This window comes from Candidatus Pelagibacter sp. RS39 (assembly GCF_002101315.1).
In the GTDB taxonomy this organism is placed as follows: Bacteria; Pseudomonadota; Alphaproteobacteria; order Pelagibacterales; family Pelagibacteraceae; genus Pelagibacter.
Genome location: NZ_CP020777.1, coordinates 178067 through 191273, shown reverse-complemented (window position 1 = coordinate 191273; position 13207 = coordinate 178067). Strand labels below are relative to the sequence as shown.

The window sequence follows — 13207 nt, the reverse complement described above, 5'->3', positions numbered from 1 at the left end:
ATAATAAATCTCTCACATGAAACTTTATAGAATTAAAAGATCTAAAATTGATAAGAAAGGACGAGGCCTTTATGCTGTGCGCGATATTAAAGAGGGAACAAAAATAATAAATTACGTTGGTAAGATTATTACAAATAAAGAGGTAGACGAGTCAGCCAAGTTTGATAATAAAAAACCTATTTACTTATTCACATTAAATAAAAAATATACCCTCGATGGAGATTTTTCATGGAATATCGCAGGTCTTGTAAACCATAGTTGCGATAATAATTGTGATTATAATGGCAAAGGTCTTAAAGTATGGATTACTGCAATTCGCGATATTAAAAAAGGAGAGGAGTTTACATGTGATTATGGATTTGGTTATGATAAAGACTATAAACAATTTCCTTGCAAATGTGGTTCAAAAAATTGCTGTGGCTATATTGTAAGAGCAGAGTCTAGATGGAGAATAAATAAAAAGTTTGCAATGAGTAACAAGAAAAAATTAATAAATAACTCTTGCTAGATAAAGTCCTTCAGGTGGTGCTGGCGGTGCACACAATATCCTTTTTTTTGAGTTCATAACAAAGCTAAATTTTTTTAAAGTCCATTTTTTTTCGCCTACATATTTTAAACAACCAACCATTGATCTAACTTGCTGTTGAAGAAAAGATTGAGATTGAAATTCTATTTCTATTTTATCATTTCTAGATTTTACTTTAACAGATTTCATAGTTTTAATTGGACTTTTGGCTCTACAACTAGAAGCTCTGAATGTAGAAAAATCCTTTGTGCCAACTAACTTTTTTGCAGCTTTTTTCATTGTTATTAAATCGAGTTTATTAATAATGTGCCATCCTCTATTTTTATCTAATACAGGTCTACTTAAACGATTAATTATTATATATTTATATATTCTCATTCTCGCAGAAAATCTTGCGTGAAAATCTTTACTTCTTTTTTTAATTTTAATAATTGTAATCATTTCCTTGTTTAAAAAAAAATTTAAAGATTTGACAAATTTATTCAAATTTTCAATTTTTTTTTTACACTCAAAATGTGCAGATTGTTCAAGCGCATGTACTCCTTTATCTAGTCTTCCAGCACCAAACAAAATAGTTTTTTCTTTTAATAATTTTGAAATTCTCTCTTGAATAAGACCTTGTATAGTTTTGCCTTTTGTTTGAATTTGCCAACCTCTAAAATCGGTACCCACATATTCAATCAATATTTGATATCTAAACATTAGATATGATTGAGCCTTTTCTGATTTGGGATCCGAGCATAAACTCTCCTGTTTTTTGAACCTTTTTTCCCTCTCTCTGTATTTCAAAAACTTTAATAGATTTTTCACCTCCACACGCTATTTCAAGATCGTCTGAAATAACCTCACCATTTTTACCAGTTCCGTTTCCGATTTCTGCTTTTAAAATTTTATATCTTTGGCCATTAAAATTGAAAAAAGCTCCTGGGGAGGGGTATAAACCATTAATTTTTCCAATTATTTTTAAAGCATCACTTTTCCAGTCTATTTGTCCTTCATTTTTAGTAATTTTTTTCGCATAAGTTGCTTTAGAATTATCTTGATCAACAAAATTTGATTTACCCTCAAAAATTTCATCTACAACATCTAAAATTTTATCCGCTGCTATTAGAGCAAGTTTTTCTGAGACCTCTTTTGCATTGAGACTTTGGTCAAGTTTTATTTTATAAGTATTACTTACAGGTCCACTATCTAATTCTTCATTGATCTTCATTATACTGATCCCTGTTTCTGTGTCTAAATTCATTATAGCTCTCTGAATGGGTGCGGCACCCCTCCATTTTGGAAGTAAAGATGCATGAATATTTATAAAACCTTTTTTTGTTAAACTTAAAAATTCTTTAGGAATTATTTGTCCGTAGGCTACAACAATTGCAAGATCAGCATCCAATTTTTTTAAAAAATCATATTCCTCTGTGTTGTTTTTTAAGTTTTGTGGAGATCTGAATTCTATATTTAAAGTTTCCGATATACCTTGAACCGGTGATTTATTTATCCTCTGACCTCGGTGAGACTTTTGAGGTGGTTGCGTGTAAACCAAGTTTATTGGAAAACCATTTTGATAGAGAGATTTCAATATTGGGACTGCAAACATGGGTGTACCCATAAAGATGATTTTCTTAGGCATTTTTAAACTAATATTCTGTCAGGATTTTTTTTTGTTTTTGAAATTTTTTTAATGATAATATCTCTTTTTAATTTTGATAAATGGTCAATTATCAATTTTCCATCTAAATGATTTATTTCATGTTGTAAACAAGTTGATAAAAGACCATCACATTTTAAATTTTTTTTTTCTCCACTTATATCAATATACTCCACTTCACAAATTTTTGGCCTTTCAATTTCTATAAATGTATCTGGAATTGATAAACAACCCTCTTCATAAATTGAGGTTTCATTACTAACTTTTTTAATAACAGGATTTATGAAACTTAGAGGCTCCCTCTTTTCGTCTTTAGTAGATACGTCAATTACTAAAATTCTTTTCAGGATACCTATTTGTACTGCAGCTAATCCGATGCCTTTCGAGGCGTACATTGTATCAAATAAATCATTAATAAGTTTTTTTTCGTTAGTGCTAACTTTTTCTAATGGTTCTGAGATTTTTTTTAAGGTTTCATCAGGAACTGTAATTATATCTTTAATGCTCATTAGATAAATAAATAAACTAATTTTTAAACTTTTAAAGGAAGAACTTTTAATAGAATTTTATTTCGTAAAGAGTCTATGTCTAATTGATTAAGTGCACTAATTATAAAAAATAGTGTATCCTGATCTAAAGTGCTTAGCTCATCTTGACCAATAACCTCTATAATTCTAAGAATTGTTGAAGCTGAATCATTATTATTGATCATGACTTGAATATCTGTTGGCATTTCAGAGTCTTGAATTTTGTATAAATTGTCATACTTCTTATCAATTTTTATTCCATCTGATTTTAATGACTCGATTAAAATGATATCCTTTTTTGAAATTGAATATTTTTTATCCTTTTTTATTTTTTTAAGAAAATTGTTGAGATCTTTTTCTATTTTTGTCTGATTATAATCTCCTATAAAATATTTTATAAGTTTTGATTGATGTAAAAGATCATCATTATACTTTATTTTAGTTTGTTTTTTTTCATCAGTATTAATATTCTCTAAATAAAAACTAGTATGCTTTGATGAAATTTGATCTAATTCAATATCTTGTAACAGATCTTTAAGTTTTTTTTCAAAAGCATTACCAATTTTATCCTTGATGAATACTTCTTTTAAAAGTTTCATTAACTCTATTTTTCTATTTATGTCAGATTCTAGTAATACACTTTGGTATAAAAGTGCCCTACTTTCAATATTGGTTAAAGATTTGAATACTGTTTTAACGTTCAAAAATTGATCAATCGTAAACTGAAATCTTTTATAAATTTGAAATAAATCATCTTCAAGATAATTCTTGTTATGTGTAGCAAATTCAATTAATTCAATTTTTTCTAATTCATTCAAGTCAATTTCATTGGTCTCGTATAATAAATTTGAAGCAGCTAAATATTTCCATACTAATGGATTAGTATTTTCTTTTGGATCAAATGAAAATTCTGGATTTGTTTTATGAGCCAAATGAAACTCTAGAATACTTTTTTCAGAAATAGTTTTATCAATTTCATTTGTATACCCAAAAAGATAATTCAATTTATTTTCAAAATACTGATCGTTAAAACCTAATTCTTTTTTTAAATCAAAAATTAATTGTGCTTCATCTTTTTTTCCATTATTTATCAAACAATAAATATTAAATTTGGATAAATAATTATCTGTTATTGGCTCAGAGTTATTTAAAAAGATTTTACAAGCTTTATCAAACTGAGTCTCGGATAAATACCTATCAACTAGATATTTACTTAGTTTAGGGTGTAAATTTAAAATATCATTCTTGATTAAATACTCCTCTATCAGCTCTAAGTCATTATGTTTTATCAACCAATCTGATTTGATTTTTAAAAAATCTTTTTCACTAATATTTTTTTTGGGATAATAAGCATTGGTTAATAAAATAATATTCATAAGTTCCGAAGCATCTTGTGATAAGTCTATTTTAGCCAAATTAGAGAAAAGGTATTTTAATTGATCACCATTAGAATTCGACCACATATCAATTTTTAATCCAAAATCTTCAGGATCGTAGAGACCTATTATTTTAATTTCTTTCGAATTTAGAGTTTCATCAACTTTAATTGAATCAGATCTATCTTTAGTTTGCATATTAAAAACGTCGATTTTTTCATTTTCAAGTTCACTTTCTGAAATTGAAATTAATTCCTTGTTTTCAGAATTTTCTTGTATTTGCTCTTTATCAATATTCCATATATCTACAGGTTCATCTTGTGAAAAAGAATTGGCTATTGAAAAGAAAAAGATAATCAGAATTGATAAATAAATTTTATTTAACAATTTTAAAATTTTCATTAGGGATTATTTTTTCAATTGATTTTTTTGGTGCTGGAAAGTCTAATTTATTTAAAAGAAAAACTATTCCAATAAATACAGTTGCGATTATTAATAACTTTATCAATAATCCAATTATACTTTTGCTATAACTTGTTTTTCTAGTAAATTGCATATAGGTTTAATTAATTTCAAATTAAGACATATTTGTGTTTTTTCAATAAAGAAACTTATGAAATCTAGGAAAAATTTAGTTTTTATCGGAATGATGGGTTCTGGAAAGAGCTCTATTGGCTCTATAGTTTCAAAAAAACTAAATCTTAATTTTTTTGATATTGATCAATTAATTGAAAATGATCAAAAAATGAAAATATCAAAAATCTTTGAAATAAAAGGAGAAGACGCTTTTCGAGATATTGAAAAAAAGATAACTCTTAATATTTTAAAAAATAAAATAGGTGTAATTGCACTTGGTGGAGGAGCGTTTATAACTAGAGCAATTAAAAATGAGATTCTAGAAAGTCACTTATCATTTTGGCTTAATTGGAATATCGATACATTGGTAAAAAGGATTAAAAACAGCAAAAAAAGACCATTAGCAGTTAATTCCACTAAGAATGAACTAATAAAAATCATAAAAAAACGTTCAGTTATTTATTCTAAAGCACTATATAAAATAGATTGTGAGAATTTTACAAAACAACAAATCGCAAAAAAAATCATAGATATTTATGAGGCCAATTAAACTGATAGTTAAAACTAATTCTGAGAAATATCCAATTATAATTGGTAGAAATTTAATTTCTAATTTATCACATATATTAAAAAAAAATTCTATAAGCTTTAAAAAATGTTTTTTAGTTTTAGATCAAAATATTCCAAATAAATATATCAAACAAATTGTAAACTCCCTTAGAAAATATGAGCTTTACAAATTTATTTATAATGCCAATGAGAAAAATAAAAATCAGAAAAATGTTAGTAAAATTTTAGATGTTTTACTTAAGAAAAATTTTTCAAGAGATGACTGCTTAATATCTATTGGAGGTGGAATTACTGGTGATGTGGCAGGTTTTGCCGCAAGTTTATTCAAAAGAGGTTTAAAGTTTGTAAATATCCCAACAACATTGCTATCACAAGTTGACTCATCTGTTGGTGGTAAAACAGGTATTAATACATCTCAAGGTAAGAATTTAATTGGAAGTTTTTATCAACCTAAAATTGTTATCAGTGATGTAGACTTTTTGAAAAGTCTTCCTTTTAGAGAAATAGTTTGTGGTTACGCTGAAATAGTAAAGCATGCATTAATTGCAAATAAAAAATTTTATAATTTTTTGGATAAAAATGTTAATGAAATACTTAAACTTAAGTCTCCAACAATTGAAAAATCTATTTATGAAAGTTGTAAAGTCAAAAAATCAATAGTTGAAAAGGATGAGAATGAAAAAAATCTTAGAAAAATTTTAAATTTTGGTCATACTTTTGCTCATGCATACGAGGCAAGTTTAAATTTTTCTAAAAAATTAAATCATGGAGAAGCCGTAATTCTAGGTATGAAATCAGCATTTGAATTTAGTCATAATAAAAAGTTGATTACCAATAAAGAATTTAATTCTGCGATTAAACATCTCAATAATTCTCATTTTCCAGATTCTATTCAAAATTATTTTACATTAAAAAAAATTAATCAGATCATATCCTTTATGATGAGGGACAAAAAAAATAATTCAAAAAATATCAAGCTTATGCTTATTAGAAAAATTGGTGGGCCAATAATTGAAAAAGAATTTTCTCATGCCACTATAAGACTTTTTTTAAAAAAAAGACTAATTAATTAAAATTTGCAGAGAGTGAATATGGTTTTTTAATTCCACTTCTAATACTTTATAAATTTTTTTGTTACTTTCAATTTTATTTAATTTCTTTAGCTCATCAGACTTGATAGTTATTTTTAAATGAAATTTATTATTTTCATGTCCTGGATGATTTTTATGTAAAAATGTTTTGTCTTCAATTAAAATATTTTCGATATTAATATTTTTTTTTATTTTTTTTTTTACGTTTGTGATTAATTCATCTATATTCATTTGATATAATTATATCATGAAAAATATCTGTGACTGGGATAATTGCAATGAAATTGGTGAATATAAAGCACCAGTTGAAAAGGATAATAGTAAAAAATTTAGATTGTTATGTTTAAATCATGTCAAAGAATTCAATAAGAATTGGAATTATTTTTCAGACATGAATGATGATCAGGTAATTGACTTTTTAAAATCAGATATGGTTTGGCATAAACCTACGCAAAGTTTTAGTTCCTCAGATAACTTTTTTAAAGTCTTGTGGAATAATACTTTGAGAGATGACCTTGATAAAGAGAAGTTAAAAAGTGATTTTAATCACATGGGACAATTTAGATATAATAACAAAGACATCAAAGCATTTGAAATATTAGGTATTTCAGTAGGCTCAAAATGGGAAAAAATTTATGATAAGTTTAAAATACTTGTTAAAAAATTTCACCCTGATATGAATTCCGGTAACAAAAAATTTGAAGAAAAACTTAAATCAATAACTTTGGCTTATACCCAGTTAAAAAATACTTATAGAGAAAAAAATTGACACCAAATATAAACAACCAACCTGACATAAAACTCTCAATAAAACAGACCTTTGGTATAGACTCTAATATGGAAGTGGATGCATTTTCTAAAAAAAGTGAATATGTGCCAGAAATAGATAAAAATTATAAATTTGATCGAGATACTACTTTGGCAATTATTTCGGGTTTTGCTTTTAACAAAAGAGTTCTGGTTCAAGGTTATCATGGAACAGGAAAATCTACTCACATAGAACAAATTGCTGCAAGGTTAAATTGGCCTTGCATCAGAGTAAATTTAGATAGTCATATAAGTCGTATAGATTTGATAGGAAAGGATGCGATTGTTTTAGAGGATGGTAAACAAGTTACACAATTTAATGAGGGGATTTTGCCTTGGTCCATACAAAACCCTGTGGCTTTAGTGTTTGATGAGTATGATGCGGGAAGACCTGATGTGATGTTTGTTATCCAGAGAGTGCTTGAAGCAGAAGGTAATTTTACTCTTTTAGATAAGAATAAAGTAATTAAACAAAATAAATTTTTTAGATTATTTGCAACCTCTAACACTGTTGGTTTAGGAGATACAACGGGACTTTACCATGGAACGCAACAAATAAATCAAGGACAAATGGATAGATGGAATATTGTTACAACTTTAAATTATCTTAGCCTTGATAAAGAAATGGAGATAATCTTAGCAAAAAATAAAAGTTTAGATAATGCAAAAGGGAAAGAAAAAGTTTCAAATATGATTAAAGTTGCATCATTAACCAGAAAAGGATTTATAGCTGGAGATATATCTACAGTGATGAGTCCACGAACAGTTTTGCACTGGGCTGAAAATTCAGAAATTTTTAAAGATACAGGTTATGCTTTTAGAGTGACGTTTTTAAATAAGTGTGATGAGGTTGAAAAAAATATAATTGCAGAGTATTACCAAAGATGTTTTGGTGAGGAATTACCAGAATCCTTGTTAAATATTCAAATTTAATGAATAACAAAACTGAGAGTTTAAAGGAAAAGTTAAGACAAGCTCTATCCTCTACAGCACGTGTAATATCAGATGATTTAATTATCCACCCTAAAAAAAATATCAAAAATTCTGAAAAACAAGATTTAATTGAACTAGAAAATTTAAATTCAAAAAATGATTTTATAAAGGCTAGAGCGGAAACAGATTCGAAAGCTCTTAAAAAAAAATTTTCTAATGAGTCAATATTTAAGAAAAATTTACCGACCAGCTCGTCATGTAAATCACTTTATACAATTACAGAGAAAATAAGATACGAAAAATTGGGATCAAAAATGTTAAAAGGAATAGATAAAAATTTAAGAGATAACTATACTCAATTAATTAATTACAAAAGAAAAGATCAAATTAAATCTAAAGATGACGTGCCTGTAGTTGAGGCTTTTGAATTATATATGCTGAAAAATTTCCACAATATCAAACTCAATGCTTTAACATCAAAAATGTTAAACTTCTGGGAAAAAGATTTTGATAAATCAATCTTCGAGCATATAGAATTTTTTAAACAAAATTTAGAAGATCAAAATGTTTATAGTTCTAAGTTTTCTCAGATATTGCAAGAAATGGACATTTTTCAATCAGAGGAAAATGAGGAAAAAAAAGATGAAAACCCTGAGGATAATCAAGAAAATCAGTCAAGTGAAAATGATGATAGTGAAGATGAGGACAAAAAGGATCCTGATAAGCAAGATGAAGCAGAAGCAAGTTTAGATTCAGATTATAACATTGATGAATACAAATTAGATGAACAACTTGTAGATAAAGAATCAGAAGAGCAAAACTCTGAGCAAGTTATTCAAAAGAAAAATTTAAAAGACTCTAACGTAGATTATAAAATTTTTACAACACAGTTTGACGAAATTACGAAAGCTGAAAATCTTGAAAACGCAGATGAAGCAAATAAACTTCGAAAAACTTTAGATCAACAATTAATTGGTTTTCAAGATGTTATAACTAAACTTGCTAATAAACTTCAAAGACAATTATTGGCAAAACAGAATAGAGCTTGGGAGTTTGATTTGGAAGAAGGATTGCTTGATAGTTCAAAGTTACCAAGAATTATAATGGATCCATATAATTCATTATCTTTTAAGAAGGAAAAAGATTTAGACTTCAAGGATACTGTAGTAACACTTCTAATTGATAACTCGGGTTCAATGAGAGGAAGACCAATTACAATTGCAGCTATTTGTGCTGATATTCTATCTAGAACTTTAGAACGTTGTTCGGTGAAAGTAGAAATATTAGGGTTCACAACAAAAAATTGGAAAGGTGGCCAAAGTAGAGAGTTATGGAATAAAAATAATAAACCAAAAACACCTGGAAGATTAAATGATTTAAGACATATTATTTATAAAGGAGCTGATACTCATTGGAGACAGGCAAAAGATAATCTTGGGCTAATGTTAAAAGAAGGTTTACTAAAAGAAAATATAGACGGGGAGGCTATAACATGGGCTTTCAATAGAATTAAGAAAAGAAAAGAGGAAAGAAAAATTTTAATGGTAATTTCAGATGGTGCACCAGTTGATGATTCAACTTTATCTGTAAATTCAGGAGATTTTTTGGAAAAACATTTGAAAAAAATGGTTAAATTTATAGAGGATAAATCTGAAATAGAAATTTTAGCTATAGGAATTGGTCATGATGTTTCAAGATATTATAAAAAAGCAATTAAAATTACTGATGTAAACGAACTTGGTGATGTAATGATTTCTCAATTGAGTTCATTATTTGATAATAAAACAAAATTACATTAAATTTTTTTTAAATCTTGATTTTTCCATCTTATATTTACTTCCGCTCCAGTTCTTGTTTTAGAATTTTGACAAATTAAAGAAGCAAAATTCTTTTCAAGCAAGTTCTTGCCTATGAATATTCCTAGACCTAAACCAGATTGATTCTTATCTTTATTTTTAAGTGATCTTAAATAAGGTTCACCTATTTTTGATAATATTTCATTAGGATATCCTTCACCATCATCTTCAATAATAATTTCTGTGAAATCATTATTACTTTTCAAAGTTATAAATATTTTTTCTTTAGCAAATTTATTTGCATTTCCAATAAAATTTCTTAAACCATAAATAATTTCTACTGATTTTGGAATTTTTCTAGGACTTGAATCTTGATCAAAATTTAAAACAAAGCTTTTATTACTTGTTTCTTGAAATGAATTAACAATTTGAATTATGTATTTTTTAAAATTTAAGTCTTCATCTATAAAATCATCTTCTTCAATTGGATTTAAAGACAACCTTTTTAAAATTTGATTACACCTCTCCACTTGACTTGATAATAGCTCTATATCAGAAGTCAGTTCAAAGCGGTCTTTTAACTGATCTTTAAGTTCTTGGGAGATTATTTTTATCGTAGACAATGGTGTTCCAAGAGAATGTGCTGCTGCTGCAGCTTGTCCCCCTAGAGATAACATTTCATGTTCTTGAGCCATTATTTCTTCCATTTTACTTAGAGCTTCCTTTCTTTTTCTAGACTCTGAGCCAAATACTATCGCAAAATAATTCAAAAAAATTAGTGCTATTATGAAAGAAATTGGAATTGAATAATAGTAATATGGATCAACATGAAAATGATTATTTAATGGCGCAGGTAAATCCTCTGAATAAAATGTCAAAAAAATAATCATTAATATTGTTGTAATAACAAGAAATAAATTCGTTCTAATACCCAGATTTGATGACGCAAAAACACTGGGAATTAATAAAAAAATTACAAAAGGATTTACGATACCGCCTGTAAGATATATTAGTGAACTTAATTGAAATATATCAATCATTAAAAAAATTAGTGCAGATCTATCAGAAAGTTGAGTTTTATTATAAATAAAAATCAAATAAAAATTACTCAAAATTCCAATAAAGATTATTAGATTTGATAAAATAAAATTAAAATCAAAATTGAAAAAAAAATAAACTATATAAACTGATATTAATTGACCTATAATTCCGATCCATCTTAAAGAAATATAAGTTGATTTTTTTAGGGTATGAAATTTAGAAGTTTCAAAAAACTTCATGATCTAAATATCTAAATTTTGAACATTTATTGCGTTAGAAATAATAAAATCTTTTCTTAATGTTACATCGTTGCCCATTAAAGTATGTATTAATTCCTGGTCTTTTTTTGAGTTTTTTGAATATTGAACCTGAAGTAAATTTCTAGTTTCTGGATTAAGAGTTGTACTCCAAAGCTCATCCGGGTTCATTTCTCCCAAACCCTTAAACCTTTGTATGCTCATTTTAGACTTTTCCATTTCTATCAATTTCGAAAACTCTTTTGAACCTCTCTTAGATTTTTTAATTTCCTTGCTATTAGACATTATATAATTTTCTAATTCATCCTCGTCTTTAATATATATTCCTTTAGAGCCTTTATTAATCTTAAATAGCGGTGGTTGAGCTAGGTACACGTGACCATTTTCAATCAATTTATTAAAAGGTTTATTGTTGAAGAAAGTTAATAATAATGCTCTGATATGAGATCCATCAACATCAGCATCCGTCATTATAATTATTTTCCCATACCTTAAATCTTTTAAATCAATTTCATGAGCTTTTGGATCAAGTCCAAGTGCGTTAATCAAAGTTAATATTTCATTTGAAGATATCATTTTAGACAATGCCTTTGTTCTTTGATCAGAGCCATTTCCGTTCCCATTTTTTTTTATATTTAAATCTTCAACATAAGTATTAAGTATTTTTCCTCTCAAGGGTAAAACTGCTTGATTTGATCTATTCCTCCCTTGTTTTGCAGAACCACCTGCTGAATCTCCCTCAACAATAAATAGTTCTGTTCCCTCTTGTTTCCCTATTTGACAATCTGCTAATTTTCCTGGGAGGCCGCTTAATTCAATTGCTCCTTTCCTTCTAACATTTTCTCTTGCTTTTCTAGCCACATCTCTAGCCATTGCGGCCTGTATAATTTTAGCTAAAACTATTTTAGCTACAGATGGATTTTGATCAAACCAGATAGATAATTTTTCATTCACTAGTGTTTCAACTATCATTCTTACTTCTGAAGACACTAGCTTGTCTTTTGTTTGAGAAGAAAATTTAGGATCAGGGATTTTGGCTGATAAAACGCATGTTAAACCTTCTTTAATGTCATCTCCAGAAATTGTTAGTTTATTCTTTTTAAGAAGATTATTTTCGTTTGCATATTTATTTATAATTCTTGTTAAAGCACTTCTGAAACCTAATAAATGTGTTCCTCCATCTTTTTGGTAAATATTATTAGTATAAGGAAAAATATCCTCTGAATAACCTGCATTCCATTTTAATGAACACTCTAGTTCTACATTATTTCTTTTGCCTTCAATATATATAGGTTTTCTAAATAAATCATTTCCATTTTTGTTTTGTAACTTTTCTCTCTTTTCATCTAAATAGTCTACAAATTCAATCAATCCTCCATCATATTTGAATTCTAAGATTTTTTCTTTTTTTTGACTATTGTCAGTGAAAGTTATTTTTATACCTTTATTTAAGAATGCTAATTCTCTCATTCTCTTGATTAGAATATTTGCACTAAATTTGATTGATGAGAAAACTTCTTTTGAAGGCAAGAAAGTTATTTGAGTACCTGTCTGTTTTGATTTACCAGCAATCTTTAGAGGTGCTTTTGCTTCACCATTACGAAATTCAATAGAATGTTTTTTTCCATCTCTGTTTATTTCTAAAAAAAGCTTTTCTGAAAGAGCATTAACAACAGATACTCCCACACCATGCAAACCTCCAGAAACTTTGTAAGAGTCATGGTCAAATTTTCCACCAGCATGAAGTTGGGTCATGATTACTTCGGCAGCAGATTTTTTTTCACCTTTATGTATATCTGTAGGAATTCCACGACCATCATCATTAACAGTCACAGTTCCATCAGAATTTAATTTTACATTAATATTTTTACAATATCCTGCTAGGGCTTCATCAATTGAATTATCTACAACTTCATAAACCATGTGGTGCAAACCAGTTCCATCATCGGTATCACCAATATACATACCTGGTCTTTTTCTTACTGCCTCTAAACCTTTAAGTACTTTGATCGAATCTGCTTGATATGTATTTTTATTTGTCATTTTTTGTTATTAAGGAAAA

The 13207-nt window shown here is 27.4% G+C and carries 14 protein-coding genes; 6 read left to right on the top strand and 8 right to left on the bottom strand.

The genetic code is table 11. From position 1 onward, the window contains the following. The first annotated feature begins 16 nt into the window (after positions 1-16). The gene (locus B5L73_RS01040) at positions 17-508 is read left to right on the top strand and encodes an SET domain-containing protein (protein WP_085146933.1); all 492 of its coding nucleotides are present in this window, start codon (positions 17-19) and stop codon (positions 506-508) included. Here B5L73_RS01040 and truA read toward each other — a convergent pair. The 5 genes from truA to B5L73_RS01015 are packed head-to-tail and all read right to left on the bottom strand — an operon-like array spanning position 488 to position 4630. Continuing rightward, on the bottom strand, positions 488-1228 hold the full coding sequence (truA, locus tag B5L73_RS01035; RefSeq protein ID WP_085146931.1) for a tRNA pseudouridine(38-40) synthase TruA: 741 nt from the start codon (positions 1226-1228) through the stop codon (positions 488-490). The genes B5L73_RS01040 and truA overlap by 21 nt on opposite strands. Beyond that, positions 1221-2153, bottom strand: a complete 933-nt coding sequence (gene fmt, locus B5L73_RS01030) for a methionyl-tRNA formyltransferase (protein ID WP_085146929.1) — start codon at positions 2151-2153, stop codon at positions 1221-1223. The genes truA and fmt overlap by 8 nt, the downstream gene beginning before the upstream one ends. Before the next feature lie 2 nt (positions 2154-2155). Beyond that, positions 2156-2680, bottom strand: coding sequence for a peptide deformylase (gene def, locus B5L73_RS01025; RefSeq protein WP_085146927.1), 525 nt, complete (start codon positions 2678-2680; stop codon positions 2156-2158). A gap of 23 nt (positions 2681-2703) precedes the next feature. Beyond that, positions 2704-4476: a hypothetical protein gene (locus B5L73_RS01020; RefSeq protein ID WP_085146925.1), complete on the bottom strand. Its 1773-nt coding sequence runs from the start codon at positions 4474-4476 to the stop codon at positions 2704-2706. Next, a complete protein-coding gene (locus tag B5L73_RS01015) occupies positions 4451-4630 on the bottom strand; it encodes a hypothetical protein (protein ID WP_085146923.1) in 180 nt (59 codons plus the stop codon). The genes B5L73_RS01020 and B5L73_RS01015 overlap by 26 nt, the downstream gene beginning before the upstream one ends. Before the next feature lie 57 nt (positions 4631-4687). Here B5L73_RS01015 and B5L73_RS01010 point away from each other — a divergent pair, with 57 nt between their 5' ends. After that, a complete protein-coding gene (locus B5L73_RS01010; protein WP_085149564.1) occupies positions 4688-5200 on the top strand; it encodes a shikimate kinase in 513 nt (170 codons plus the stop codon). Beyond that, entirely contained in the window at positions 5187-6293 is a 1107-nt protein-coding gene (aroB, locus tag B5L73_RS01005) for a 3-dehydroquinate synthase (protein ID WP_085146921.1), read from the top strand. Before B5L73_RS01010 ends, aroB begins: the two co-directional genes overlap by 14 nt. On the opposite strand, the gene B5L73_RS01000 is transcribed toward aroB, so the two are convergent. Continuing rightward, a complete protein-coding gene (locus tag B5L73_RS01000) occupies positions 6282-6542 on the bottom strand; it encodes a BolA/IbaG family iron-sulfur metabolism protein (RefSeq protein WP_085146919.1) in 261 nt (86 codons plus the stop codon). The two genes, aroB and B5L73_RS01000, sit on opposite strands and share 12 nt — an antisense overlap. Before the next feature lie 16 nt (positions 6543-6558). Here B5L73_RS01000 and B5L73_RS00995 point away from each other — a divergent pair, with 16 nt between their 5' ends. The 3 genes from B5L73_RS00995 to B5L73_RS00985 are packed head-to-tail and all read left to right on the top strand — an operon-like array spanning position 6559 to position 9850. Further along, positions 6559-7080: a J domain-containing protein gene (locus tag B5L73_RS00995; protein WP_085146917.1), complete on the top strand. Its 522-nt coding sequence runs from the start codon at positions 6559-6561 to the stop codon at positions 7078-7080. Then, positions 7077-8051: a cobaltochelatase subunit CobS gene (gene cobS, locus B5L73_RS00990; RefSeq protein WP_085146915.1), complete on the top strand. Its 975-nt coding sequence runs from the start codon at positions 7077-7079 to the stop codon at positions 8049-8051. Before B5L73_RS00995 ends, cobS begins: the two co-directional genes overlap by 4 nt. After that, positions 8051-9850, top strand: coding sequence for a cobaltochelatase CobT-related protein (locus B5L73_RS00985; protein ID WP_085146913.1), 1800 nt, complete (start codon positions 8051-8053; stop codon positions 9848-9850). Before cobS ends, B5L73_RS00985 begins: the two co-directional genes overlap by 1 nt. Here the strand turns inward: B5L73_RS00985 and B5L73_RS00980 are convergent. After that, entirely contained in the window at positions 9847-11127 is a 1281-nt protein-coding gene (locus B5L73_RS00980) for an ActS/PrrB/RegB family redox-sensitive histidine kinase (protein WP_085146911.1), read from the bottom strand. The genes B5L73_RS00985 and B5L73_RS00980 overlap by 4 nt on opposite strands. A gap of 3 nt (positions 11128-11130) precedes the next feature. Continuing rightward, entirely contained in the window at positions 11131-13188 is a 2058-nt protein-coding gene (locus B5L73_RS00975; protein WP_085146909.1) for a DNA gyrase subunit B, read from the bottom strand. Between the last annotated feature and the right edge of the window lie 19 nt (positions 13189-13207).